The sequence below is a fragment of the Streptomyces sp. NPDC042638 genome, assembly GCF_040647235.1.
GTDB classification, from domain to species: Bacteria; Actinomycetota; Actinomycetes; order Streptomycetales; family Streptomycetaceae; genus Streptomyces; species Streptomyces rameus.
On the sequence record NZ_JBEZBT010000036.1, the window covers coordinates 15,052 to 40,639 of the forward strand.

23 protein-coding genes are annotated in these 25,588 nt (G+C 70.4%); 13 read left to right on the plus strand and 10 right to left on the minus strand.

From position 1 onward, the window contains the following. Nucleotides 1-13: 13 nt before the first annotated feature. Nucleotides 14-1,342 (minus strand): SGNH/GDSL hydrolase family protein, encoded by a 1,329-nt coding sequence (locus AB0B40_RS25580; RefSeq protein WP_362265748.1) that lies wholly within the window; start codon nucleotides 1,340-1,342, stop codon nucleotides 14-16. Between the two features lie 203 nt (nucleotides 1,343-1,545). Between AB0B40_RS25580 and AB0B40_RS25585 the strand changes: the two genes are divergently transcribed. Beyond that, nucleotides 1,546-2,859 carry a DUF445 domain-containing protein gene (locus AB0B40_RS25585; protein ID WP_362265750.1) on the plus strand — a complete coding sequence of 438 codons (1,314 nt, stop codon included), beginning with the start codon at nucleotides 1,546-1,548 and terminating at the stop codon, nucleotides 2,857-2,859. Nucleotides 2,860-3,118: 259 nt separating this feature from the next. Beyond that, nucleotides 3,119-4,666, plus strand: a complete 1,548-nt coding sequence (locus AB0B40_RS25590) for an MFS transporter (protein ID WP_345054479.1) — start codon at nucleotides 3,119-3,121, stop codon at nucleotides 4,664-4,666. 146 nt (nucleotides 4,667-4,812) lie between these two features. Here AB0B40_RS25590 and AB0B40_RS25595 read toward each other — a convergent pair whose 3' ends face one another. Continuing rightward, entirely contained in the window at nucleotides 4,813-5,301 is a 489-nt protein-coding gene (locus tag AB0B40_RS25595; RefSeq protein WP_362265752.1) for a hypothetical protein, read from the minus strand. Nucleotides 5,302-5,454: 153 nt separating this feature from the next. Here AB0B40_RS25595 and AB0B40_RS25600 point away from each other — a divergent pair, with 153 nt between their 5' ends. Beyond that, nucleotides 5,455-6,465 (plus strand): helix-turn-helix domain-containing protein, encoded by a 1,011-nt coding sequence (locus AB0B40_RS25600; protein WP_345054484.1) that lies wholly within the window; start codon nucleotides 5,455-5,457, stop codon nucleotides 6,463-6,465. Between the two features lie 75 nt (nucleotides 6,466-6,540). On the opposite strand, the gene AB0B40_RS25605 is transcribed toward AB0B40_RS25600, so the two are convergent. Next, on the minus strand, nucleotides 6,541-6,843 hold the full coding sequence (locus tag AB0B40_RS25605; RefSeq protein WP_345054487.1) for a hypothetical protein: 303 nt from the start codon (nucleotides 6,841-6,843) through the stop codon (nucleotides 6,541-6,543). Nucleotides 6,844-7,001: 158 nt separating this feature from the next. Here AB0B40_RS25605 and AB0B40_RS25610 point away from each other — a divergent pair, with 158 nt between their 5' ends. After that, nucleotides 7,002-7,430: an Hsp20/alpha crystallin family protein gene (locus AB0B40_RS25610; RefSeq protein WP_345054490.1), complete on the plus strand. Its 429-nt coding sequence runs from the start codon at nucleotides 7,002-7,004 to the stop codon at nucleotides 7,428-7,430. Between the two features lie 331 nt (nucleotides 7,431-7,761). Then, on the plus strand, nucleotides 7,762-8,247 hold the full coding sequence (locus AB0B40_RS25615) for a DUF2267 domain-containing protein (RefSeq protein WP_362265755.1): 486 nt from the start codon (nucleotides 7,762-7,764) through the stop codon (nucleotides 8,245-8,247). A gap of 119 nt (nucleotides 8,248-8,366) precedes the next feature. Here AB0B40_RS25615 and AB0B40_RS25620 read toward each other — a convergent pair whose 3' ends face one another. Next, nucleotides 8,367-9,143 carry a hypothetical protein gene (locus AB0B40_RS25620; RefSeq protein ID WP_362265757.1) on the minus strand — a complete coding sequence of 259 codons (777 nt, stop codon included), beginning with the start codon at nucleotides 9,141-9,143 and terminating at the stop codon, nucleotides 8,367-8,369. A gap of 198 nt (nucleotides 9,144-9,341) precedes the next feature. Here AB0B40_RS25620 and AB0B40_RS25625 point away from each other — a divergent pair, with 198 nt between their 5' ends. Next, on the plus strand, nucleotides 9,342-11,099 hold the full coding sequence (locus AB0B40_RS25625) for a DUF262 domain-containing protein (RefSeq protein ID WP_362265759.1): 1,758 nt from the start codon (nucleotides 9,342-9,344) through the stop codon (nucleotides 11,097-11,099). Nucleotides 11,100-11,116: 17 nt separating this feature from the next. Here AB0B40_RS25625 and AB0B40_RS25630 read toward each other — a convergent pair whose 3' ends face one another. Continuing rightward, entirely contained in the window at nucleotides 11,117-14,266 is a 3,150-nt protein-coding gene (locus tag AB0B40_RS25630; protein ID WP_362265761.1) for a DUF3427 domain-containing protein, read from the minus strand. 146 nt (nucleotides 14,267-14,412) lie between these two features. Then, the gene (locus AB0B40_RS25635) at nucleotides 14,413-15,423 is read right to left on the minus strand and encodes a hypothetical protein (RefSeq protein ID WP_345047452.1); all 1,011 of its coding nucleotides are present in this window, start codon (nucleotides 15,421-15,423) and stop codon (nucleotides 14,413-14,415) included. Nucleotides 15,424-15,572: 149 nt separating this feature from the next. Here AB0B40_RS25635 and AB0B40_RS25640 point away from each other — a divergent pair, with 149 nt between their 5' ends. The 3 genes from AB0B40_RS25640 to AB0B40_RS25650 all read left to right on the plus strand — a co-directional run bounded on the left by AB0B40_RS25640 (nucleotide 15,573) and on the right by AB0B40_RS25650 (nucleotide 18,533). Next, a complete protein-coding gene (locus AB0B40_RS25640) occupies nucleotides 15,573-16,610 on the plus strand; it encodes a permease (protein ID WP_345047453.1) in 1,038 nt (345 codons plus the stop codon). Then, the gene (locus AB0B40_RS25645) at nucleotides 16,607-17,593 is read left to right on the plus strand and encodes a TIGR03943 family protein (protein ID WP_362265763.1); all 987 of its coding nucleotides are present in this window, start codon (nucleotides 16,607-16,609) and stop codon (nucleotides 17,591-17,593) included. The genes AB0B40_RS25640 and AB0B40_RS25645 overlap by 4 nt, the downstream gene beginning before the upstream one ends. A 79-nt stretch (nucleotides 17,594-17,672) precedes the next feature. Next, nucleotides 17,673-18,533 carry a class E sortase gene (locus AB0B40_RS25650; RefSeq protein WP_362265766.1) on the plus strand — a complete coding sequence of 287 codons (861 nt, stop codon included), beginning with the start codon at nucleotides 17,673-17,675 and terminating at the stop codon, nucleotides 18,531-18,533. A 38-nt stretch (nucleotides 18,534-18,571) separates the two neighbouring features. Here AB0B40_RS25650 and AB0B40_RS25655 read toward each other — a convergent pair whose 3' ends face one another. Then, entirely contained in the window at nucleotides 18,572-19,966 is a 1,395-nt protein-coding gene (locus AB0B40_RS25655) for an MFS transporter (protein WP_362265768.1), read from the minus strand. 146 nt (nucleotides 19,967-20,112) lie between these two features. Here AB0B40_RS25655 and AB0B40_RS25660 point away from each other — a divergent pair, with 146 nt between their 5' ends. The 4 genes from AB0B40_RS25660 (at nucleotide 20,113) to AB0B40_RS25675 (ending at nucleotide 22,876) form a co-directional block, all read left to right on the plus strand. Beyond that, entirely contained in the window at nucleotides 20,113-20,652 is a 540-nt protein-coding gene (locus AB0B40_RS25660; protein WP_362265771.1) for a helix-turn-helix domain-containing protein, read from the plus strand. Nucleotides 20,653-20,691: 39 nt separating this feature from the next. Next, the gene (locus tag AB0B40_RS25665; protein ID WP_362265773.1) at nucleotides 20,692-21,039 is read left to right on the plus strand and encodes a DUF6412 domain-containing protein; all 348 of its coding nucleotides are present in this window, start codon (nucleotides 20,692-20,694) and stop codon (nucleotides 21,037-21,039) included. 117 nt (nucleotides 21,040-21,156) lie between these two features. Beyond that, a complete protein-coding gene (yidC, locus tag AB0B40_RS25670) occupies nucleotides 21,157-21,867 on the plus strand; it encodes a membrane protein insertase YidC (RefSeq protein WP_345047461.1) in 711 nt (236 codons plus the stop codon). 151 nt (nucleotides 21,868-22,018) lie between these two features. After that, complete coding sequence (locus AB0B40_RS25675) at nucleotides 22,019-22,876, plus strand: fumarylacetoacetate hydrolase family protein (RefSeq protein WP_345047463.1); 858 nt, start codon at nucleotides 22,019-22,021, stop codon at nucleotides 22,874-22,876. 151 nt (nucleotides 22,877-23,027) lie between these two features. On the opposite strand, the gene AB0B40_RS25680 is transcribed toward AB0B40_RS25675, so the two are convergent. From AB0B40_RS25680 to AB0B40_RS25690, 3 genes are all read right to left on the minus strand, one after another. Continuing rightward, entirely contained in the window at nucleotides 23,028-23,894 is an 867-nt protein-coding gene (locus AB0B40_RS25680) for an LLM class F420-dependent oxidoreductase (RefSeq protein WP_362265775.1), read from the minus strand. 95 nt (nucleotides 23,895-23,989) lie between these two features. Beyond that, complete coding sequence (locus tag AB0B40_RS25685; protein ID WP_345047465.1) at nucleotides 23,990-24,499, minus strand: heme-degrading domain-containing protein; 510 nt, start codon at nucleotides 24,497-24,499, stop codon at nucleotides 23,990-23,992. After that, on the minus strand, nucleotides 24,499-25,572 hold the full coding sequence (locus AB0B40_RS25690; RefSeq protein ID WP_345047466.1) for a Gfo/Idh/MocA family oxidoreductase: 1,074 nt from the start codon (nucleotides 25,570-25,572) through the stop codon (nucleotides 24,499-24,501). Before AB0B40_RS25690 ends, AB0B40_RS25685 begins: the two co-directional genes overlap by 1 nt. Nucleotides 25,573-25,588 lie beyond the last annotated feature (16 nt).

Genomic DNA, 25,588 nt, shown 5'->3' on the forward strand with positions numbered 1-25,588 from the left:
CCTCGCCGCCCGGCTACAGCTCCGTCTGCCCCGCGCCGTCGAGCGTGCGCAGGTCGAAGACCTCGGCCATGGTGCGGTAGCCCAGGTCGCTGGGGTGCAGATGGTCGCCGCAGTCGTACTCGGGGCGCAGCCGGCGCGGGTCGTAGGGGTCCCGGAGGGCCCTGTCGAAGTCGACGACCGCGTCGTACACGCCCCCGGCCCGGATCTCGGCGTTGATCTGCCGGCGGACGGCTTCGCGGCCGGGGGTGTAGCCGCGGTGGCCCTTGAAGGGCATGAGGGTGGCGCCGACGACCTTGAGGCCGCGGCCGTGTGCCTGGCGGACCAGGGTGCGCAGGCCGGTGACGATGCGGTCGGGATCGGCGCGCCGGGGGTTGCGCAGGATGTCGTTGACGCCGAGGTCGATGACGACGGCCCTGACGTCGGTGCGGCCGAGGACGTCGCGGCCGAAGCGGCCGAGGCCGCTCTGGTTATCCGCGGGCCGGCCGAGGCCGTCGGCGAGGACCTGGTTGCCGCTGATGCCCTCGTTGACGACGCTGTAGCGCGGAGGTTGTGCGCCTTTCTCCAGGGCGTTGTGCAGCCGGCCGGAGAGGATGTCGGGCCAGCGGTGGTTGGCGCCGGAGGTGGAGCTGATGCCGTCGGTTATGGAGTCGCCGAAGGCGACGACGGTGCCGTCGGCCTCCTTGCTGAGGACGTCAAGGGCCGTCAGGTAGCGCCAGTAGGGGGTCTGTTCGGTGTACGCGGTGCCGGTCGCGTCCTCGGTGCGGTCGCCGGTGGCCAGGTACGACGTCTGCCGGGCGTGCGGATGGTAGGTGACCGGGCCGGACGGGGCGGGGGAGTAGGTGGTGACCAGGACGTCGGCGCCGTGCGGGACGGTCAGGGGTACGGCGTCGCTGACGGCCTGTCCGCCGGCGGGTATGACGACGTCGGCGCTGCCGTCGAAGGTGAGGCGCCGCATCGTTTCCGCGGCGGCGGCGGCGCCGTCGCCCGCGGACAGGGCGAGGGAGGCGTGGGTGAGGGTGAGGGGCGACCGGCCGTAGAGATTGGACAGCGTGACGCGGGCACTCGTACCGCCGGTGCTCGCGTGCACCACGTTGCGGACCGAGCGGCCCGCGAGGCCGGTCACCTCGGTGCCGGGTTCGCCGCCGACCGGGGCGGTGGCCCAGGCGCCGACCCAGGTGCCGGCGGAGGCGGGGGCGGCGGTGCCGTGGTGCGGGCGGTCGTCGGCGAGGGTGCCGCGGGGGGTGCCGTCGTCGGCGGCGACGGCGAGGTAGATGGCGCCGGACAGGACCAGGACCAGTGCGACGAGCGCGCTCAGAACTGCATAACCATGACGCTTGGCCATGCTGGTGTCGTCTCTCCCTCGGAGATGGGAGCCGAAGGCTCCGATCATGCTGAACCCATGATGATGACGCGTCATGAGCCGGGGATGGCTGACAGGACCCTGCCACCGCTCCCGTCCGGTCAGACGCCGGGAACTCCCGTTCTGTTCCGCGGGTCGGTCAGGCAGGGACAATTGTGTGCGGGATCACCGAACGGGTGGAGCTGATGGAACCTACCGAGACCGGAACGCCGGGGCGGACCGCGTCGTACCGGACCATGACGGCGTTCACCCCGGCCGACGAGGAACGTCGGCGCGGGGTGCGGCGCATGAAGCTGACGGCGACGGGTCTGCTGGTGTTCGTGGCCGTGGTCTACGTCCTGGCCAAGTCCGCCGCGCACGCGGGTGCCGGGCAGTGGGCCGAGTACGTGGCAGCGGCATCCGAGGCCGGCATGGTCGGTGCCCTCGCCGACTGGTTCGCCGTCACCGCCCTCTTCCGGCACCCGCTGGGGCTGCCCATCCCGCACACGGCGATCATCCCCACGAAGAAGGACCAGCTGGGTGTCTCGCTGGGCGAGTTCGTCGGGGAGAACTTCCTCTCCGAGGACGTCGTACGGCAGCGGCTGCGCGCGGTCGGTATCGGCAGCCGGCTCGGCGCCTGGCTGGCGGAACCGGAGCACGCGGACCGGGTCACGGCGGAACTGGCCACCGCGCTGCGCGGGGCGCTGACCGTGCTGCGCGACTCGGATGTGCAGGCGGTCGTGGGCGAGGCGATCACCCGGCGGGCCGACGCCCAGGAGATCGCCCCGGGTATCGGCAAGATGCTGGAGAAGGTCGTCGCCGACGGCGGGCACCGGCGGGCGGTGGACCTGGTGGTGGCCCGCGCGCACGACTGGCTGGTGCTGCACCGGGACGACGTGATGGTGGCCGTGGAGGGCGGTGCGCCCGGCTGGACCCCGCGGTTCGTGGACCGGAAGGTCGGCGAGCGGGTCTACAAGGAGCTGCTGCGGTTCGTCACCGAGATGCGGGACATGCCCTCCCACCCTGCGCGCGGCGCGCTGGACCGCTTCCTCACCGACTTCGCCTCCGACCTGCAGTCCGACACGGACACGCGGGCGCGGGTGGAGCGGCTCAAGGGTGAGGTGCTGGGCCGGGGCGAGGTACAGGACCTGATCGCGTCCGCGTGGACGGCCGTGCGGTCGATGATCGTGGCGGCGGCGGACGACGAGCGCAGCCAGCTGCGGCAGCGGGTGCGGGCCGCGCTGCTGTCACTGGGCTCGCGGATGGCGACCGAGCCGAAGGTGCAGGGGAAGGTGGACAGCTGGGTGGAGGGTGCGGCGGTGCACGTCGTGACGACGTACCGCAAGGAGATCACCTCCCTGATCACGGACACCGTGGCGGGCTGGGACGCCGAGCACACGACCCGCAAGATCGAGGCACACATCGGCCGTGACCTGCAGTTCATCCGGATCAACGGCACGGTGGTGGGGTCGCTGGCGGGGGTGGTGATCTACGCGGTCTCGCGGGGGCTGGGGGCTTGAGCGGACGGGTGCGGCCGGGGACGTGGCCGTAAGGGCCGTTGCGGCTCTGCGGTGGGGGCTGAGTCGGCCGTTCGGGTGGGGTGGCGGGGGCTGAGTCGGCCGTTCGGGTGGGGTGGCGGGGGCTGAGTCGGCCGTTCCGGTTGTGTGGCGGAGGCTGAGTCGGCCGTTCCGGTTGTCTGCGGGTCCGTCCGGCCTGTTCCCGGCCTATTTCGACGAGGCCAGGGCACCCGGTATCCGTCCTTCGGCGAGGAGGGAGCCCATGAGTACAGCCGAGGCCGAGACCGGCCGGACCATCACCACCGACATTCCCGCCCGGCTCGACCGGCTGCCCTGGTCACGCTGGCACTGGACGATCGTCATCGGCCTGGGCACCGTGTGGATCCTGGACGGCCTGGAGGTCACGGTCGTCGGCAACATCGCCAGCCGGCTGTCAGAGCCCGGCAGCGGCCTGTCGATCTCCTCGGGCCAGGTCACCGGTATCGCCGCCGCGCTGTACGTGGCCGGTGCCTGCTTCGGCGCCCTGTTCTGGGGCCGCCTCACGGACCGCTGGGGCCGCAAGAAGCTCTTCATGATCACGCTGGCGGTGTATCTCGCGGCGACGGCCCTGACGGCCGTCTCCTGGGAAGCCTGGTGGTTCTTCACGTTCCGCTTCCTGACCGGCTTCGGCATCGGCGGTGAGTACGCGGCGATCAACTCCGCGATCGACGAGCTGATCCCGGCCAACTACCGCGGCCGGGTCGACCTGATGATCAACGGCAGCTTCTGGCTGGGCGCGGTGGGCGGCTCGCTGCTGTCGATCGTCGCGCTGAACACGGACCTGCTGGCGGAGAACGTCGGATGGCGGCTGACGTTCGCCCTCGGCGCCGTCCTCGCGTTCGTCATCCTCCTCGTACGACGGCACGTCCCGGAGAGCCCGCGCTGGCTGCTGATCCACGGCCGGGACGCGGAGGCGCAGGAGATCGTCACCGGCATCGAGCGACAGGTGGAGGCGGAGAAGGGCGAGCGGCTGCCCGAGCCGCAGGGTGAACTGGAGATCCACCAGCGCAAGAGCGTGACGTTCATGGAGATCGCCCGCACGGTCTTCGGGCAGTACCGCAAGCGCGCGGTGCTCGGGTTCTCCCTCTTCATCGGCCAGGCGTTCCTGTACAACGCGATCACCTTCGGCTTCGGCGCGATCCTGACCAAGTTCTACGACGTGCCGTCCGACCACACCGGCTACTACTTCGCGGTGATCGCGATCGGCAACTTCTGCGGCCCGCTGCTGCTCGGCAAGCTCTTCGACACGGTGGGCCGCCGTGTGATGATCTCCTCGACGTACCTGCTCTCGGGTCTGCTGCTGTTCGGCACGGCGTGGCTGTTCGGCCGGGGTTCGCTGAGCGCGAGCACGCTGACCGCCTGCTGGTGCGTGGTGCTGTTCTTCGCCTCGGCGGGCGCGTCCAGCGCCTACCTCACGGTGTCGGAGATCTTCCCGATGGAGACGAGGGCGATGTCCATCGCCTTCTTCTACGCCCTCGGCACCGCGGCCGGCGGCATCAGCGGTCCGCTGCTGTTCGCCGACCTCACGAGCACCGGCAAGGTCGGCGACACGGTCCTCGCCTTCTGTGTCGGGGCGACGCTGATGTGCGCGGCCGGCCTGGTCGCGGCGGCCTTGGCGGTACGGGCCGAACGCCGCTCCCTGGAGGACATCGCCCGCCCCCTGACGGCGGTGGCGGGCCGGGCCAAGGCGGCGACGAAGAGCGTGTCCCGGGGCTCGTCCCGCGGCCCGGGCCCCGGCCCTACGGCACCGCCGGCGGCGAGCAGCACGTGAAGCAAGGGTTGCCGGTACCTCGGCCGTCGGCGCCGATGCTGACGCCCCCGGCCGCCGGCGCCGGTGCTGACCCCCCGGCCGTCGGCGCCGGTGCTGACGGCCCCGGCTGAGGGCGCCGGTGCCGGAGGGCCGGCCGGCCCGGCCGGTCACGCGCCGGTCGTGGAGCCCGGCCGGACGATCATCAGGACCGTCACGGCGGCCCACAGCAGGTTGAACAGCCCGGTGGACATCGCGAGCCGGGCGGTGGCCGCGGCCGTACCGTCGCCCTCGACGAGCGCGCTCTGGGTGGGCAGGACCAGCGCGGCGAGCACCAGGGCGGCGAGTGCGGTCAGCGCGATCGACACGATCAGCCAGGCACTGCCGAGCACCCCCATCCGGCTCGCGGTCGCGAACCCGAAGACGGGGACCACGACGCCGACGACGGCGTACACCCGGCAGATCCGGTGCAGCACCCGCAGTGTCCCGGCGGCGTCGGAACCACCGGGCCCGCCGGGATCACCGGAACCGCCAGGACCGGCGGCGTCGGTTGCCAGGGCCCGGCGGGCGGCGGGCGGGAACATGCTGGCGGCGACGGCGACGGGACCGACGGCGAGGATCGCGGCGATGACATGCACGGCGAGGAGGAACTTGGTCACGGGAGGACGGTAGGAGCGGCGGGCGGACCGCGACAGTGGCGAGACTGCCACCTGTCAACGGATTCCCGCCAGCCGCTGCCGCGCGGGTCGGACGACTTCCTCCCCTGCTGAGACACGGTTGGCGAAAACCGGTCGTACGCCTATCTTCCTGCCATGCATACCGTGGCCGTACTGGCGCTGGACGGCGTCATCCCGTTCGATCTGTCCGCCCCCATCGACACCTTCGGCCGGGCGCGGCTGCCCGACGGCCGGGAGCCGTACCGGGTGCGGGTGTGCTCGGTCGGGCGGGAGGTGAGCGCGGGTGCCTTCACGGTGCGGGCGCCGTACGGCCTGGACGCGCTGGCGGAAGCCGACACGATCATCCTGCCGGGGGTGGCGGAACCGCCGGAGACGCTGCCTCCCGGAGTCGCCGAAGCGCTCTGCTCCGCGGCGGCGAACGGCACCCGTATCGCGTCGATCTGCGTGGGCGCGTTCCTCCTCGCGGCGACGGGCCTGCTGGACGGCCGGCGGGCGACGACGCACTGGGTCGCGGCCGACCGGCTGGCGGCGCTGTATCCGGAGGTGACCGTCGACCCGAACGTCCTGTACGTCGACAACGGCCAGTTCCTGACGTCGGCGGGCGCGGCGGCGGCCCTGGACATGTGCCTGCACATGGTCCGCCGGGACTTCGGCTCGGCCGTCGCCGCACACGCGGCACGGCTGTCCGTGATGCCGCTGGAACGGGAGGGCGGACAGGCGCAGTTCATCGTCCACGACCTGCCCCCGGCTCCGGCCGGCGCGGCTCTGGAGCCCCTGCTGCACTGGCTGGAGGACCACTGCGACCGCGACCTCGCGCTGGACGAGATCGCGGCGAAGGCCGGCATGAGCACCCGTACCCTCAACCGCCGCTTCCGCGAGCAGACGGGTACGACACCGCTCCAGTGGCTGCACCGGGCACGGGTGCGGCGGGCCCAGTATCTGCTGGAGACCACGGACCACCCGGTGGAACGGATCGCCGTCCAGACGGGCTTCGGCTCGCCGACGGCCTTCCGGGAACGGTTCCGGCGGGTGGTGGGCACGAGCCCGCAGGGCTACCGCAAGGCCTTCCGGAAAGCCGGCGAGTCCGCCGCCGAGCCCGACCGCCGCGCCGCCCCGCGACACGCACGAACGGGCGACCGCACCTAGCACGCCCCGTGGGCCGCGGGCGCGGTGGGCGCGGTGGGCGCTGGGCGCGGTGGGCGTGGGGCGGGGTGGAGCCGCTCAGCCCCTGCGGTCGGCGACGGCCCAGGAGGCGAGGGCGACGGCGCCGGCGACACCGAGGACGGACGGCCAGGCGCCGACCTTCTTGGCGAGCGGGTGGGACCCGGCGAAGGCGGCCACGTACGCGACGCCCAGGGCACCCGCGGCCTTCCCGCCGGCCCGCGCCCGCCACTGCTGCGCGGCCGCGGCACCGGCGACGGCCAGGACCGCACCGCCCAGCTGCCGCTTCTTCGTCCAGCGGGCGACGCCGTAGCCGCCGACGAGTCCGGTGGCGGCGACGACCGCGCTGGGAACCCTGGCCATGAGTGCCTCCTCGTATCCCTTATGTCTGCCCTGAGGGTAACTCCCGGGCGGGTGACCGCTCCCGCCCTGAGTCGAGGCTTGTCAAGTTTCCAGCAGCGAGCTATATAAGAAGACGTTAGGGCATCGCACACCAGCGCCTAGGAGAGGAGTGACCTGTGATGCTCATGCGCACGGACCCCTTCCGTGAATTCGACCGCCTTGCACAGCAGGTGTTCGGCGCGAACACCGCCCGCCCGTCCGTGATGCCGATGGACGCCTACCGGTCCGGAGACGACTTCCTCGTCCACTTCGACCTGCCCGGCATCGACCCCGAGACGATCGAGCTGGACGTCGAACGCAACGTCCTCAACGTCCGCGCCGAGCGGCGCGCCCCCGCTCCCGAGGACGCGGAGATGCTGGTCGCCGAGCGACCGACGGGCACCTTCACCCGGCAGCTGTTCCTGGGCGACACGCTCGACGCGGACCGCATCGACGCCTCGTACGAGGCCGGCGTCCTGACCCTGCGCATCCCGGTGGCGGAACAGGCCAAGCCGCGCCGCATCCAGATCACCGGCGGCACCGGCGACCGGAAGCAGATCAGCGGCTGAGCCGACTGAGCCGGTAACAGGTAGCTGATCCGGCTGGCGACGACGCGTCCCGCGACCCGAAACGGAATGCGGGACGCGTCCCCCCGCCCACACAGCGACCGCGGCAAGCCGCCGGCGTCCACCCCGCATACCGGCGGACACCACGCCACCCGCACCCGTACCGACAAGCCACACCCCCATGCCGATGGGCACCGCACGTCACAAGACACCGACCCCACACGTCGCAAGGCACCACATGCCGCACATTGGCCGAACTCCCGCTCATGTCCGCCGCATTACGGGGTACCGGGCTTTCGGTGCCCCGAAGTGTCCCGGAGGAGGAGCCAGCCCGATGACCGTGACGACCCCGCAGCCGAGAACCACCATCCCCGCCCCGGCCCCGTCAGTGCGCCCCCGCACCCCGGACGCGGCCGAGGACGCCGGCTGGCTGGAGCTGACAGAGGCGGTGCGCGAAGCGGGCCAGTACCCGACACGGGCGGAGGCGGAACGCATCACGCGCACCGTCCTGACGGCCCTGGGCGGCCATGTCACCGGCGACGAACGCGTGGCCATGGCGCAGGCGCTGCCCCGCGAGGCGGGCCGGCTGATCGCGTCCCAGATCCCCGCGCCCCACCCACTGACGGCCCGTGAGTTCGTCGACTCGGTCGCCGCCCGCATCGAGGGCTCGACCCCGGCGACGGCCCGCTGGCACGTCAGCTCGGTCCTGAGCGTCCTGTCGACCCACCTGGGCGAAACCCTGACCACCAACGTCCTGACCCAACTCCCCCAGGGCTACGCCCTGCTGTTCGGACGGGCGGAACTCGCCACGGCGGCATAGCGAACAGGCGGACTCCGGGAGCCGCCCACTCAGGGCGGCGCCCACCGCCTCTTCCTGCGAGGTCAGCGAAGCGGTGCTCCCGTTTCCTCAGCCCTCAGCCCTCAGTGAGCGCTTGCACGTCAGCGGCTATCACTGATCGCAGAAGTAATCTCCTTCACGATCTGCTCGCCCGCCGTGATGGATTCCTGAAAAATGGGTGACGCTTGGTTGAATACGATGCAGGCAGTCACCAACGCGAGGAACGCTTTCTTCCAGCGGCTCGCGCTCTCTTCACGCATGTTGACCACTGAGGCGGAGGCCTGAGCGAGCGCGCCTATCATGGTGCTCGCTTCTTCGGCGACCCGGGCTCCACCAAAGATGCCGGAATTCTCGACCAGCCATATGACATGACGCAGTTGTGAAATCAACTGATCTCTCACGGGCCCATTGATCTCATCGTCACCCATGGCAGTGAGCAGGTCAATCCATTCATCACAGGTGGCCCGCATCTGGTCCAGGTCCGTGCTACGTGGCGCGGCGTTCGATCCGACGAGATGACCGGAAATCAGGTCAGCCGTGGATTCAAGATGGTCCAGTTTGTCATCGTCGATGATTGAGCGGGCCGGCCTGGTCTCATCCATCCAGTTGGTGATGGGTTGTATTACGGCAGCCCACCATGCGCTCACATGGCGCTCACACCGGGCCCGCTGCCGCTCAGGCAGCGCCACCAATTGCTGCATAGTCAGTTGCAGCAACGACACAACCTCGGTGTGCCGGCGAGTGAACTCAAGTGTTCCCCACTCCGCCCCGAGGACGGCGGACCAGGATCCGGCGATTGTGCTTTCCGTTGAATTACGGACACTCGCTATGAGCGTGTGCAAGTTATGGGCCGCTGTGTTCTCGTTGGAAAAGCTCATGTCCCCCTGCCTGTCGCCGGCACCCACCCCAGGTGCTTGACCCCTGAATGTAGCAGCCCGCACCGCCCCAGCGCGGTGCGGGCACCCGATGTGTCACCAAACAGCACCTGTGTCGGCCGGTACGTCTGACCGTTTCTGTCACGTGGATACGGCATGGGCGGTACGCTCAGCCTGCCCTAGACAACTGGAGGTCCACAGATGGCAATCATCAAGCAGGCGCAGCGCCAAACGCTCGGCCAACTGATTGGTGCCAACAATCCCACTGTCACCGTCCCCGATGACAGTCAACGGCAGTATGCGTGGACGAAGAAGGAGGTCGATGTCTTCTGGGGTGACATCGAAAAGTTCAAGGAGTCCCGTGAGAGTGGTCGGGAGTCGTCGGCGGAGTACTTTATTGGCCCGGTGGTGACCATCACCGCCGACTCCAAACAGGGACGGTCGCTGCTCGATGGCCAGCAGCGTCTCACCACCTCAACGATTCTGATAGCCGCCGTAAGGGACACCCTGTGGAGCATGAAGTCACCAGAGGGGATCTCGAGCGCTAACAACGTTCAGCGGGACTATATTGCGCGGAAATCCGGACGCAAGGAGCCGATGGAGTACTTCCTTGTCCTGTCTCTTTTTGACAGGGACTTCTTTCGCGATCACATTCAGGACTGGAATGAAACGCTGGGCGAGTGCCCGAAGATCGAGAAGCCGGGGCGACCTTCCCATCGACTGATACTCGACGCGTACAACAACTTTCGCTCCAAGATCATGGGCCGCCTGCAAGGCTTTCCTGACGATGAGGCGCGTCTGGATTATCTCGATTCCCTGCGAGAATGCCTTATCAACGGTCTGGTGTTTGTCGAGATTCAGACCCCCTCATCTAGTGATGCGAACGAGGTTTTCGAGACGATTAATTCTCGCGGGAAGGATCTGTCCACCGTCGATCTGGTTCGGAATTTCTTGATGGAGAAGAGTACGAGTGAGCATGAAAAACACCGTGTGAACGATGCGTGGCGATCTCTTTTGGATGGCTTCGACCGCCGTGAAGAGATCGAGAAGTTTCTTCGTCACTTCTGGGTCTCTAAGCACGGTGATGTCAAGTCGCACAGTCTGTACACGACTATCCGTAGGGATCTGAGTAGTCACTTTGACAAGCGTCCACAGGTGTATGGTGTGGGTGCCTTCTCCGCCGAACTCGAAGGCGCTGCCGGCAGGTATGCGGAACTCATCAATGGAAGCACCGGGGTCGCTGAATTTGATGCGGCGCTGAATGAGATCAGAGCGATGAGTGCAGACGCTCTGTATCCGCTACTGCTCTCGGCGTCCGGTAGGCAGCAGTACTCTCAGTTGCAGCCTCTGGTTGAGGCGTCGATTAGCTATTATGTGCGGTGGACGGTGGTAGGTAGGCGCGAGTCGACCCTGTTGGAGGAGAACGTCTTCAGTGCGGCGAAGGAGCTCGCCAGAGGGGCCAATCTGGATGGAGTCCTGCACAAGGTTCTGGGTTGGATCCCGGATGATGAGACGTTCAAGTCCGACTTCCTGGAGGCATCCATTCCCAAGCAGTCGCAGGCTCGCTACCTTCTGGCCCAGATAGAACAGTATCTGCGCATCGAGAACGACATAAGAGAAGAAGTGGTTCTCGGGGATGGGAAAGTCCATGTCGAGAATATCTACCCGCAGAAGCCCGAAAAGGAGTTGAAGCTCGAGGACCACGACGACTGGGTGAGTAGGCTGGGTAATCTGACTCTCCTTGCTGGTAAGAAGAATCAGGCGCAAGCCAACTTGTCTTTCCCGGAAAAAGCTGACGTCTACACCGGGTCTGCGCTTCTGATCTCGTCACGTACGAACATCCAGGAGCTGTGGGATGGTCAGAACTGGGCGTGGCGGGTCGATGGCATCAAGGCACGTCAAGCCCGGTTGGCGGAATATGCCCTCAAGGTATGGCCGAACGGCTCTCATTGGGCGTGACGGCCTGAACTCCTCAACTACCCTGCGTTGATGGCTGCATAGGTCCATACGTCGGCCGGCAGCTCGTGCTCGAGGCGCCATGTGATGGCCATCGGCTTGCTGCCGGTGTGATGCTCGTAGGTGGCCGGCCCGAGGAGCATCCACGGCTGCGACTTGCCTATGTCGGTGCTTTTGTAGCGTCGCATGAACAGCAGGACGTGGCTGCCGCGATCCCCGTGGTACCGGTAACGCAGGCCGGTGGGGGAGTCGGCCGCTATCGTGTTCTGGGACTCCCAGTGGAAAAGGGTAGGACTCAACGCATAGTCCCTGTACCGGATGGTGGGCGAGAAGTCCTTCTCGTTCTTGTCCAAGGTGACGAGTAGAGCGTCCGTTTGGAGTCTGTCGACCCACTGCACGCCCTGCGCGAAGGAGCGGGGCATCTGGCCACCGAAGCGCGCTACACCGAGGGCGGCGAGGATCTCGGAGCGGTTGTAGGCGCTGTGAACCTTCAGTGGGACCTGGCTGAGGTGGCCGGCCAGCGGGATGGGGAAATGATCTGCCTCCTCGATGACATGCGAGATCACCTGCCGTAGCTCGTCCCGGAGCGCCCCCTGGGCACGCAGCGAGTCCAGACCCTCCTGGAAGCTGGTGAAGCCACCCGCGTTGTCCCAAAGATTGAAGAACAGCATGCGGGCGTAGGACTGGTCCGCGGGGCTCAATTCCTCGTACGGCGCGACATCGTCCTGGAGGAGGCGGAGGTAGGTGTCCGCACGCTCCGGGTCGTCCACGTGCAGGAAGGCGTGGACCCGCTTGAGGAGCGCAGCTTCCCCCTGGGGGGCGGGTTCGTCGACGAGGCCGGCGCGGCGCAGGACCGTGGTCCAGGAGTTGTCGCTCTTGTACAACTCCTTGATCTGCCGGCGGCTCTCCCGAAGGTAGTCGGCGAGGCGCGGTGTGTCGTAGGTCCTCACCTCCTTCACCAGCGTTTTCACTGTGGCACCTAGCTGCGCCCGGATGTTGTTGATGACGAGCTCTTTCGACTTGCCCTCCAGGATGATCTGGCAGCCCGACGGCAACTGGGGGAAGTCGTGCTCGATGTGGTCGAGGAGTCGGTTCCGCGACAGGTTGGTCATGGCCCGGAACTGCTCCTCGAAGCGGAACTCCGCTCGGTGCTGTCCGATGAAATCGAGGACGGTGAGGACGGGCTTCGTCTCGGTCCGCCTCAGCCCGCGGCCCAACTGCTGCAGGAAGACCGTGGCGCTGCTGGTCGGGCGGAGAAGGAGCAGAGTGTCGACGTCAGGGAGGTCGAGTCCCTCGTTGAACAGGTCGACGGAAAAGATCACTTGGATCTTCTTGTCCCGAAGGTCGGACAGTGCTTGGGAGCGCACATCGGAAGGCGAGTCACTGTCGAGAGCCACTGCCTTGAAGCCGACCTGTCGGAAGAAGTCCGCCATGAAGTGGGCGTGTGCCTTGGTCACGCAGAAGCCCAGCGCCCGCATGGCACCTGGACGGGAGACCTTGTCCCGGATCTGCTTCACCACGATCCGGGCGCGCGCATGGTTGCCGGTGTAGAGGTTGTCCAGTTCCTGGTCCGCGTACGAACCCTTCTGCCAAGCGAGGTTCGTCAGGTCCGTTCCGTCCGAGATGCCGAAATAGTGGAAGGGGCAGAGCAGATCGTTCTCCAGGGCTTCCCAGAGCCGCAGCTCAGCGGCGATACGGCCGCCGAAGAACTCGTCCTGGACGTTGAGGCCGTCCATCCGCTCCGGGGTGGCCGTCAGGCCCAGCAGCTCCGTCGGCGTGAAGTGGTCGATGACCCGTCGATAGGTGGCAGCCGTCGCGTGGTGGAACTCGTCGATGACGATGACGTCGAAGTGATCGGCGGCCAGTTGTTCAAGGCGCTGAACATTGAGTGACTGCACGCTGGCGAAGACATGGTTCCACTCGCGTGGATCCTGCCCTGCGTGGAGAAGCTCGCCGAACGACGCATCGTCCAGCACCTCTCGGTAGGTGCGCAGAGACTGCCTGAGGATCTCCTTGCGGTGGGCGACGAAGAGCAACCTTGGTCGGCTGCCTTCCGATGTGCCGCACAGGCTTCGATAGTCCAGCGCGGCCATCACCGTCTTCCCGGTTCCGGTCGCCGCGACGAGGAGGTTACGGTGTCGCCCGCGGAGCCCTCGTTCGACGGTGAGCCGCTCCAGCATGTCCCGCTGGTGGGGATAGGGGCGCACCTCCAGGCCGGAGAGGCTGATCTGCAGATCCGTGCTGGAGGAGTTGCCACTCGCCACTGCCAGTGCTTCGTCGAGGCGCGCGCTGTGGAGGTCAGGGTCGTACGTCTCGAAGGCAATGTCGTTCCAGTAGGCGTCGAAGGTCGCCTCGAACTTGTTCAGTACGGCAGGCGTCGCGACGGACGACAGACGTACGTTCCACTCCAGGCCGTCGAGGAGTGCCGCCTTCGACAGGTTGGAGCTGCCGACGTAAGCGGTGTCGAATCCCGTTTCGCGTCGGAACAGCCACGCTTTGGCATGTAGGCGAGTGGAACGGGTCTCGTAGTTCACCTTGACGGTCGCACCGAAGTCCCGCACCAAGCGGTCGAGCGCATGGCGGTCCGTGGCGCCGATGTAGGTGGTCGTGATGACACGGATCGGCACGCCTCTCTCCCGCGCGGCGCGCAGTGAGTCTTCGAGGACGCGGATGCCGTACCACTTCACGAACGCGCACAGGAGGTCGATGCGGTCTGCCGTGGCTAGCTCCGCCCTGAGCTCGGCGCCGAGACTGAGGTCCTCCGGGGAGTTGGTGATGAGTGACGTCTCGGACAGAGGAGTCAGGGGGCGCAAGGCATAGACACCTGGAGCTTCCTGCTTCGCGAGGGCCAGAAGCTGGCGTGGGCCCTCAACGATGGTGTTGACCGGGTCGACGTTGTCCGATTCAGGTGTACTTGCAGTGGCCAGTGCTTCGAGGATCCGGTTCGCGACCTTCACCCGGTCCGCGGCGGGGAGTTGGGCCAACCTTCGGCCCACAGCTTCACCGATATGTCGAGCCATGACATGAGGCGCTGACTCCGTGCTGACTTCGGCGTCTACGGCTGTCCAACCCGCAGCCTCAAACCGCTCCAACTCGTCACGTACGTCTCGCGTGATCAGCTTCTCGTAGACGCCCGCGATCGGCTCGGACAGACCCAGCGGTTCTGCCACGGATGCTCCCCCTGATCACTCCGTGCTCGTGCGCGATCTTGCGCGCCGACATGGATCAGTTCTAACAGCAGCCACTGACAGGTGAAGGTCGTGTGCGGAAAACGATGCAGACGCCACCCGGATCCCGGGGCACCACTGGCCTGTTGTCAGGAGCCGTGGCAGGCGTCGTAGACCTGAGTCGAGCCGCACCAGCACTCCGCCCCCCGCTCCGGCGGCCAAGCCACGGCCCGCCCCCGGGACGCCAGCGTCGTCGCGTACTGCGGGAGCAGCGTGGCGTCGTGCGGGGACGTGCCCTCCGAGGCCGCGAAGGCCTCGTAGGAGGGGACCGTGCCCGTGACGATGCCCAGGTTCCCCGTGCCCGACGAGGACAGCTCGCGCAGCGAGGCCTCTATGGTCGACAGGTGGGCCTCGTGGGACGGGTACTCCGTGGACAGGGTCGGGTACGTGGACAGCAGTTCCGCCAGTTCCGGGGCCGGCCAGTGCAGGACCGCCACCGGGAACGGGCGGGAGAGGGCCTCCCGGTAGGCGCCGAGTTCCGCTCGGAGGCGGGAGATCTCCGCTTCCAGTTCCGCCGGGTTGTCGGAGCCGAGGGACCACACGCGCTTCGGGTCGTGGAGCTCGTCCAGGCTGACCGGGGACGTGTGGAGGGTGTCGGCGAGGGTGTCCCAGTCGTCGTGCGGGAGGCCCAGCATGCGGCGGACGCGGTGGCGGCCGTAGAGGACGGGGTGGGTGGCGGGGGACGGCTCCGCGGAGTCCGGCAGGAGCAGGCTCGCCGCCTGCGTGAAGGTGTCCGCCGCCGCCTCCAGTTCGTCGTGGGATTCGAGGGCCTCGGCCACGATCACCCAGGGGGCCGGGTCCCGGGGGGCTGTCGTGCGGATGCCCTCGATGATCGCCCTCGCCTCGGCCTCGTGGCCGTACTCCCAGAGGTTGGACGCCTTCAGGGCCCGTACCAGATGGGGGTTGTCCAGGCGGCCCGCGGAACTCAGCAGGCGGTCGTAGAGCGTGGTCGCCGCGGGGCGGTCGCCGGACAGTTCCAGGTGGGCCGCGGCCCGGAGCAGGAGGGTCTCGGTGTCCTCGGGGTACAGGCCGGCGGTTCGCTCCAGGCGTGCCGCTTCGGCGGTGTGGTCGACGTTCTCGGCAGGCGTGTCGGGGCGCATGGGGGACACCGTACTGCCGGGCGGTGACAAAAGTGAGGTGGGCAGGGGGCGGAGGGGTGCCCGGGGCGGACCCTTGTGTACGGCGGCCGTAGGGTCGGCCACCATAGGGCGCGAAGCCATGGGGTCGGGCAGATGTAGGTGGGGGAGGCATGCAGAAGACGGGTGTGCTGGTAGAGGTCCGGGGCGAGGATGGCCGGCGGGACGTCGGCGCGGCCGGCGGCGGGGAGGTCGAGCCGCCCCGGTTCTGGCCGGTCTTGCTGGTGGGCGCCGCCGTCGTGCCCGGTTCCCTCCTCTTCCTGCTCGGCCGGTGGGGCGACGCCCCGGCCGTGCAGGCGTGGCGGACCGTGTGTCTGGCCGTCACCGTGCAGGCACTGCCCTTCCTGCTGCTCGGCACCGCTCTGTCCGGCGCGATCAACGCCTTCGTGCCGGAGGGGGTCTTCCGGCGGGTGCTGCCGCGGCGGCCCGTCCTCGCCGTTCCCGTCGCCGGGGTCGCCGGTGTCGTGCTGCCCGGCTGCGAGTGCGCCTCCGTGCCGGTCGCGAGCAGTCTGATCGGCCGGGGGGTGCCGCCGGCCGCCGCCTTCGCGTTCCTGCTGTCCGCGCCCGCCATCAATCCCGTCGTGCTCACCGCCACCGCGATCGCGTTCCCCGGGAACCCCGCCATGGTGCTCGCCCGGCTGCTCGCCTCCCTCGCCACCGCCGTGGTCATGGGCTGGCTGTGGCTGCGCTTCGGGCGGACCGAGTGGCTGCGGCCCGTCGTACGGCACACCGGTCATCGGCCGGGGCGCAGTCGGTGGGACGAGTTCCGCACGGGGTTCCAGCACGACTTCCTGCACGCCGGCGGGTTCCTCGTCCTCGGCGCCATGGCCGCGGCCACCTTCAACGTGGCCGTACCGCGTTCCGTGCTGGACACCTTCGCGGCGGCGCCCTGGCTGTCCGTGCTCTTCCTCGCCGGGCTCGCCGTGCTGCTCGCGGTGTGTTCCGAGGCCGATGCCTTCCTGGCCGCCTCACTGACCGGGTTCCCGCCCGTCGCGCGGCTGGCCTTCATGGTGGTGGGGCCCATGGTCGATCTGAAGCTCATCGCCCTGCAGGCGGGGACCTTCGGGCGGCCCTTCGCGGTCCGGTTCTCCGCCGCCACGGTCGTCGTCGCCGTCGCGTGCAGCGCGCTGATCGGCGGGGGGCTGCTGTGAGACGGTCACTTCAGGCGGGGCTGCTCGTCGCCTGCGGGCTCGGGCTGCTGCACGTCTCCCTCCTCACCGACCTGTGCCTGCGGTACGTCAAGGAGGGCATGCGCCCCCTGCTCATCGCCTCCGGCGCCGTCCTGGTCCTGCTGGGACTGGCGAGCGCCGTCCTCGACAGGGGCCGGGAAGACGTCCACGACAGGGGCCGGGATGACGGCCCCGGCGGAGACCGGGAAGCCGTCCACGACAGGGGCCGGGGTGACGGCCCCGGCGGGGACCGGGAGGACGGCCTTGGCGGAGATCGGGAAGACGTCCACGACGGGGGCCGGGGTGACGGCCCCGGCGGAGACCGGGGTGACGGCCCCGGCGGAGACCGGGAAGACGGGGGCCAGGAGGACGGCCTCGGCGCAGACCGGGAGGACGGCCTCGACAGTGACCCGGAGGACGGCCACGGGCACGGTGGTCACGGGCACGACCACTCCGCCGTCCCCCGCGTCGCCTGGCTGCTGCTCCTTCCCGCCCTCAGCCTGCTCTTCTACGCCCCGCCCGCCCTCGGCGCCTACACCGCCGCCCGGCAGCCGCCCAAAGCGGTCACGCACACGGACGACTTCGACCCGCTGCCGCGTACCTCGCCCCTGCCCATGACCCTGTCCGACTTCACGAGCCGGGTGCAGGAGGACCGGGGGCGGGCCATCGAGGGGCGCGTCGTGCGGATGACCGGGTTCGTCACGCCCGGCACCGGGGGCGGGAGCGGGGGCTGGGAGCTGACCCGGATCATCCTCAACTGCTGTGCGGCCGACGCCCAGTCCGTGAAGGTGCGGATCCATGGCGGTCCCGCCCTGGCCGCGAACACGTGGGTGACGGTCACCGGGACCTGGCACCCGGGCGGCACGCTGGGCACCAGTTCGGCGGCGGTCGCGCTGGACGCCCGTACCGTCACGAAGGTCGCCCGGCCGGCGAACGGCTACCAGGACGCGCTGCCGCTGGGCTGAACCCGGTTCCCCGCGGGCTCTGGCCACTTGAGGGCGCCGCGCCTATCGTGCGGGCGGCTCCGGCTGGAGGTGGCTGCGGATGCGGGCTGTGGCGGGTGTGCGGGTCGTACGGCACCGGGACCGGCGGCGGCGTGCCCGGCGCAGGCAGGTGCTGTGGGGCGGGGGCGAGGTGCTCGTGACGGCGGGGCTGGTCCTCCTGCTGCTGGTCGTGCACCAGTTGTGGTGGACCAACCGGGAGGCCCGGCGCGGGGCCGAGCGGAAGGTGGCGGCGCTGGAGCGGGAGTGGGGGAGCGGTACGGCGACCGCCGACGGCGGATCCGCCGGCTCCTCCGGTGGGGCCGACAGGTCGGGTGGGGCCGCTGGGTCCGGTGAGCCGGCCGGGTCCGCTGGTTCCGGTGGGTCCGGTACGGCCTTCGGTCCGGGAGCGGGGGATCCGGGCGCGGCACCCGCGGCACCGCGCCCGTACGGGCCGGCGGCCCTGCCCCGGCGGTCCCAGGCGTACGCCGTCCTCACCATTCCCCGGCTCGGCCTGCGCGTCCCCGTCGCCGAGGGGGTGAGCAAGGCGGACGTGCTCGACAAGGGGTACGTCGGCCACTACCGCGGCACCCAGCAGCCGGGCCAGGCCGGGAACTTCGCGCTCGCCGGGCACCGGAACACGCACGGCGAGCCTTTCCGGTACCTGCCCCGGCTGCGGCGGGGGGACGCCGTCGAGGTGGAGACGCGGTCGGCGACGTACACGTACGACGTCGACCGGGTGCTGCCGCGGACGTCGGCGACGGACGCGGGCGTCGTCCGGCCGGTTCCGCGCTCGCTCGTCCGGCCCGGGTACGGGTACGACGAGCCGGGTTACTACCTCACCCTCACCACCTGCACGCCCGAGTTCACCTCCCGGTACCGGCTGGTGGTGTGGGCCAGGCTGGTGTCCATGCGGCCGAGGTGAGCCGGACTCCCCTCACCGACCGCCCGCCGCCCCGGGCTCTACTCCTCCCGGCCGCGCAGCGCCAGCACCCCCGCCGCGCCCACGGCCGCCAGCCCCGCCGAGACCAGCAGGGCGAGGTTGGCGCCCCTGGCCATGTCGCCGGCCGACGTGGCGATGGCGATGGTCAGGGCCACACCCGCGCAGGAGCCGATGTAGCGGAAGGTCTGCTGGGCGCCGGAGCCCATCGCGGTGCGCTCGCGGGGTACGGACTCGACCGCGAGCAGCGGCAGCGCGCCGTTCAGCAGACCGCTGCCGATGCCGCCGACGATCAGGCCGGGCAGCAGCCGTGCCCAGGAGCCGGAGCCGATGGCGCCGAGCATGGTCACGACGGCGATCGCGTGCAGGGCGAAGCCGAGGGCGAGCTGGGTGCGCGGTGCGACACGGCCGGCCAGGTGCTTGACCTGGAGGGCGACGGCGAAGCTCAGGCCGGACCAGAGCAGGAACAGCCAGGCCGTGGTCGGCGGGGAGAGGTGGAGGGTCTGCTGGAGCAGCGCGGGCAGGAAGCTGAACATGCCGATGACGGCCAGGCCGGTGAACAGTCCTCCCGCAGAGGAGGCCAGGAAGCGGGGGTTGCGCAGCAGCCCGAGGTCGATCATCGGGGTGCCGGTCCGGTGTTCCACCGCGACGAACCCGGCGAAGAGGACGACGGCCGCGGCGAGCAGCAGGCCGACCGGGGCGCGCAGCCAGCCGTCCCGGCCCAGGGTGAGGGCCGCGACCAGGGCCACCAGGGCCAGGCCGAAGGTGAGCGCGCCGAACACGTCCGGCCGGCCGCCGCGCGGGGCGCGTGACTCGGTCAGCGCCCGGGTGCCCAGTGCGGTCACGACGAGGGCGGCGGCGCCCAGGACGCCGTAGCCCACCCGCCAGTTCGGCAGTGCGCTCGCGAGCAGCGGGCCCACGGCGATGCCGCCGCTGACGAAGGCGCCCCACACGCCGGTGGCGTGCAGCCGGCCGCGCGGGCTGGGGAAGGCGTGCACGATCAGGCCGAGGGCGCTGGCCAGCAGGGCCGCGGAGGCCGCGCCCTGGGCGATGCGGGCCAGGGTGAACTGCCAGGTCGACGTGGTGAACGCGCCGAGGGCGGTGGTGAGGCCGAGGGCCAGGGTGCCGGCGAGGAAGATCCGGCGGCGGCCGTAGTCGTCGGCGAGGCTGCCGGCCACGAGCAGGAGGGCGGCGAGGCCGAGGGGGGTGCCGTTGAGCAGCCAGGCCTGGGCGGAGAGCGGGGTGTGCAGGGCGCTCGCGGTGTCCGGCAGCGTGACCATCGGGGCGGTGTACGTCATCAGGGCCACGGTGGTGGCCGCGCTGGTCAGGGCCAGGGTGGCGCGGGGGCGTGCGGGGGCGTCCCGGGCCGTGGTGCCGCCTGCGGCGACGGGGGTGGGGGCGGTGTCGAGCCGGGTCATGGCCTTCCCTGTTCCTTGCGGGGCCCCGGTCTGTCCGGCGGAGCCAGCGGCTTCGGTTCGGTCATTGAACCTACCTGTCACCGCCACCGTAGCACCATGGGTTCGTTCACTGAACCGATTTGCGGCCAGTGGTTACAGTGGAGGGCATGGCACTGGGCAAGGACTACATGACGCAGGAGTGCTCCATCGCCCGCGCGCTGGAGGTCGTCGGCGAGCGGTGGACGCTGCTCGTCGTCCGCGACGCGATCTACGGCGTCCGGCGCTACAACGACTTCCTGGCCCACCTCGGCATCCCGCGCGCCGTCCTGTCGGCCCGGCTCCGCACGCTCACCGAGGAGGGGATCCTCGAAAAGCGCCGCTACCAGGAGACGCCGCCCCGGGACGAGTACGTCGTGACCGAGCGCGGTACCGCCCTGTGGCCCGCGCTGCGCGCCCTCGGCCAGTGGGGGCGCGAGCACGTCGGCGGCAACCGGCTGCGCTCCTTCCGGCACGCGGACTGCGGCGGGAACGTCGAGGCTTCCGGAACGTGTGCCGCCTGCGGAACTCTCGTGCCGGTCGCGGACGTTGTCATGGTGCCGGGCCCGGGGCTGGACTCCGCGCCCGCGGATCCGGTCAGCAGGGCGCTGCTGCGGCCCAAACGGCTGCTGGAGCCCCTGGAGACCGATCCGGTGCACCTGGCACACTGAGCACGCGGACAGCAGACGAAGAGACAGGGGGGAGTGCCGATGCGCAGCCGTGGCGTCACGCGTTCGCCCGCTCCTCTCGCCCCCCTCGTCCCCCTCGCCCTCCTGATGCTCCTGGCGCAGCTGCTGCTGGTCCAGGCCGCCGTCCTCGGCTCCGGCGGCCTCACCGCCGCCGTCGCCCTCGCGGCGACCGCGTCCGCCGCCGCCGCGCTCGCCGTCTGCGCCCTGCTGGCCGCGCGCAGCGTGCCCGCCGTACCCCCGACCCGCGTGCGCACGGCGATACGCGACCGGGCCCGGCGTACGGCCTTCCTGCCCCAGCGCGATCCCGACGCGCCCGGCCGGCGGCGGCCCAGAGCACCCGGACACACCCCTGCGGCGATCGCCGCGTAGGGCACGTCCTCACACACGTCAGCTCGTGACCCCGCGCGGGTCGTCATGCCGATTTCCGTCCAGACCGGTCGCTTCCGGTCACTTCCGGCACGACGAGACCCCCCGGAGGGCTCACCCATGTCCGTTTTCGCCCGCCTGGTCGAGCACTTGGCCGACCTGCTGACCCCGCTCTTCCACGCCTCCGCGGCAGCCGCCGCGATCGTCCTGTTCACCGCCCTCGTACGGCTCCTCGTCCACCCGCTGTCCCGGGCCGCCGCCCGTGGCAGGCGCGCCCAGGCCGCACTCCAGCCGAGAATCGCCGAACTGCGCGAGAAGCACCGCGAGAACCCCCAGCGGCTCCAGCAGGCCGTGCTGGAACTGCACACCGAGGAAAAGGTCTCGCCGCTCGCCGGCTGCCTGCCCAGCCTGCTCCAGCTGCCCGCCTTCTTCCTCCTCTACCACCTCTTCTCCAGCACCACGATCGGCGGCCGGAGCAACGGCCTGCTCGGCCACCGGCTGTTCGCGGCACCGCTCGGCGGACGCTGGGCCGACGCGCTCGCCGACGGCGGGACGGCCGGCCCCGCCGGACTGGTCTACCTCGGTCTCTTCGTCCTCACCGCGGCCGTCGCCACCGTCAACTACCGGCGCGCCCGGCGGACGGCCACCGGCCGCCCCGCCCCGCTCGCCGCCGGTGACCAGGTGCCCGGGCTCGCCGCGGTCACCCGGGTCACCCCGTTCCTGTCCTTCTTCACCCTCGTCACCGTGGCGGTCGTCCCGCTGGCCGCCGCCCTCTACATCGTCACCAGCACGGCCTGGGGCGCGGCGGAACAGGCCCTGCTGTACCGCTGAGCAGGGCGCGCCGTACCGCTGAGCGGCCACTGGTTACGGTCCAGTACCTGAACAGGGTCTTGCGGAGTGGACACGCTGATTGGAGGATCAGCCAGTCCTCCGACGGCTGCACCCGTCGGCGGGGCGCCCGCGATCGAGGGAGATTGTGACCATGAAGCTGCTGCGAGTCGGTACGGCGGGGGCGGAGCGCCCCGCACTGCTCGACGCCGGGGGGACCCTTCGGGACCTGTCGGGCCTCGTGGACGACATCGACGGCACGCTCCTCGCCGACGGCACCGCGCTCGGCCGGGTGCGGGCGGCGGCCGAGGCCGGTGAGCTGCCCGCGCTGGACCCGGCCGGACTGCGCGTCGGCCCCCCGGTCGGCCGTATCGGCAAAGTCGTGTGCATCGGGCTCAACTACCACGACCACGCCCGCGAGACGGGTGCCGAGCCGCCCGCCGAGCCCGTCGTCTTCCTCAAGGCGCCGGACACGGTCGTCGGGCCGGACGACACGGTGCTGGTGCCGCGCGACTCGGTGAAGACCGACTGGGAGGTCGAACTCGCGGTCGTCATCGGCCGTACGGCCCGCTACCTGGACTCGGCCGAGGAGGCACTCGCGCACGTCGCCGGGTACGCGGTCGCGCACGACGTCTCCGAGCGGGAGTTCCAGATCGAGCGGGGCGGCACCTGGGACAAGGGCAAGAACTGCGAGACGTTCAACCCGCTGGGGCCGTGGCTGGTGACGGCCGACGAGGTGGCCGACCCGCAGAACCTCGCGCTCAGGCTCTGGGTGAACGGGCAGCTGAAGCAGGACGGTACGACGGCCGAGCAGATCTTCCCCGTGGGGGAGGTCGTGCGCTACCTCAGCCGGTTCATGACGCTGTACCCCGGGGACGTCATCAACACGGGGACGCCGGCGGGGGTGGCGATGGGGCAGCCCGAGCCCAAGCCGTATCTCAGGGCCGGGGACGTCGTCGAGCTGGAGATCGAGGGGCTCGGGCGGCAGCGGCAGGAACTCAAGGACGCCTGACCGCCGCGCCGGAGAGCACCGCGAGACCGGGGGCCGGCCACGGGCCGGTCGTCGGCTGTCGGGCGCCGGCCGCGGGTCGTTCGTGGCCGGTCGCTCCCACGGCGGCGGGGCCGCGCGGTGAACGCGGCCCGCGGCCCCGCGGCCGGGGCGCTCACCCCAGCAGAGAAGCCAGGGCGCGCCATTCCTCCCTCGGGAGGGCGCCGCCCGGGTTCGCCGTCACCACCTGCAGGGCCACGTGGTCCGCGCCCGCCTCGTGGAAGGCCGTGACGCGTTCACGGATCCGGCTCTCGTCGCCCCAGGCGAAGACCGCGTCGACGAGACGGTCGCTGCCGCCGTCGGCGATGTCGTCCTCGGTGAAGCCCAGGCGGAGGAAGTTGCCGGTGTAGTTGGGCAGTTCAAGGTAGCGGGACAGGTAGGCGCGGGCCGTCTGCCGGGCACGGGCCGGGTCGGACTCCAGCACCACCTTGGACTCCGGGGCCAGCAGCGGCCGTTCGCCCAGGATCTCGCGGGCCCGGGCGGTGTGCTCGGGCGTGACCAGGTAGGGGATGGCGCCGGCCGCGCGGTCACGGGACAGGCCCAGCATCCTGGGGCCCAGCGCGGCGAGCACACGGCGGTCGGCGGGCACGCCCGCCCTGTCCAGCTCGTCGAGGTACGCGGTCATCGCCGCGTACGGGCGCCGGTAGTCCTTGACCAGCGGGCCGTGGCTCACGCCGAGACCCAGCACGAACCGGCCGGGGTGGGCCGCCTCCAGCTCGGTGTAGCCGGCCGCCGTGGTCTCGGCGTCCTGCTGCCAGACGCTCTGGATGCTGGTACCGACCGCGATGCGGCGCGTCGCCCCGATGAGCGTGGCCGCGTGGTCCGCGGTGCTGTTGCCGCCCAGCCAGAGGGCGCCGTACCCGAGGTCCTCCAGCTCGGCCGCGGCCTCGTCCAGTTCGCCGCGCCGGTCCGGGTCCTCCGAGCGCAGCTCGACGCTCCAGATGCCGTACCGGCCGACGGTCTCCTTCAGTGAGGTGGTCATCGGGTGTGGTCCCTCCGGTGGTGGGCTGTGCCGTGATCATCACGTCTTCCGCCGTTGCCAACCGGAGGGACCCCCGGGCTGTTCCCGCCGTTCCCTCAGCCGGCCGAACGGCCGAGGAACGCCTCCAGTGCCTCCACCACCAACTCGTGGTCGCGGAGCTGGGGCAGACCGGAGACGGTCACCGTGCCGATCACACCGACGCCCTCGACGGTGATCGGGAAGGAGCCGCCGTGGGCCGCGTAGGTGTCCGGGTCGAGACGGGAGGACTCCTCGAACGTCGTGCCCTTGGCCCGGAAGCGGGCACCGACCAGGTAGGAGGCGGCGCCGTAGCGCTCCACCACCCGGCGCTTGCGGGCGATCCAGGCGTCGTTGTCCGGGGTGGAGCCCGGCAGGGCGGCGTGGAAGAGCTGCTGGCCGGCACGGTGGATGTCGATGGCGACCGGCGCCTGCCGCTCCCGGGCCGACTCGACCAGGAGGGAGCCGAGGGCCCAGGCGTCGTCATGGGTGAACCGGCGGAAGACCAGGCGCTGTTGCTGTGCCTCCAGCTCCTCGACGGACGGGGCCGGCTCGGGGGTGGTGCTGCTGCCAGGGGTGGTCCGGGGCATCAGAGGGTCACCGTCACCTTCTCGCGGGCGGACCTGCGGGCCGCTTCCAGTACGTCGAGCGCGGCAGCCGCCTCCAGGGCGGTCACCGGGTTGGGGCCGGCGCCGCGCAGGGCGTCGGCGACGGCCGCGTAGTAGGCCGGGTAGTCACCGGGCAGCGTCGGCACGGGGGTGCCACCGCCGGTCAGCGGGGACTCCCCGGCGCCGATACGGCCCCACAGGGACTCGTCCTCCGCGCCCCAGTCGGCGACGGCGCCGGGGCGGCTGCCCTCGCGCAGGGCCGCTTCCTGGGGGTCCAGGCCGTACTTGACGTAGCCCGCGCGGGAGCCCAGCACCCGGAAGCGGGGGCCGAGCTGGGCGGCGGTCGCGGAGACGTAGAGGTGGGAGCGGACGCCGTTCGCGTGGGTGAGCGCGAGGAAGGTGTCGTCGTCGGTCTCGGCGGTCGCGCGGCGGATGTCCGCCTCCGCGTACACCTCGGTGACCGGGCCGAAGAGGACCAGGGCCTGGTCCACGACATGGCTGCCGAGGTCGTAGAGCAGACCTCCGATCTCCGCCGGGTCGCCCGACTCGCGCCAGCCGCCCTTGGTCTGCGGGCGCCAGCGCTCGAAGCGGGACTCGAAGCGCCAGGCGTCGCCGAGTTCGCCGTCCGCGAGGAGCCGGCGGAGGGTCAGGAAGTCGTTGTCCCAGCGGCGGTTCTGGAAGACCGACAGGAGCAGGCCGCGCTCCTCGGCGAGGGCGGCGAGGCCGCGCGCCTCGGCTGCCGTGCCGGCGACCGGCTTGTCCACGACCACCGGCAGCCCCGCCTTGAGGGCGGCCGTGGCCAGCGGGACGTGCGTCTTGTTCGGCGAGGCGATGACGACCAGGTCCAGTTCGGCCGCGCGGTCGAAGAGTTCCTCGGGGGTGGCGGCCGTCCTCACGTCCGGGAACTCGGCGCGGGCCTGCTGCTGCCGCTCCGGGTTGGAGGTGACCACCGTGTCGAGGGCGAGGCCCTCGGTGGCGGCGATCAGCGGGGCGTGGAAGACGGAGCCGGCGAGGCCGTAGCCGATCAGGCCGACGCGGAGAGGGGTAGCAGTCATGCCTCCCACTTTGGCA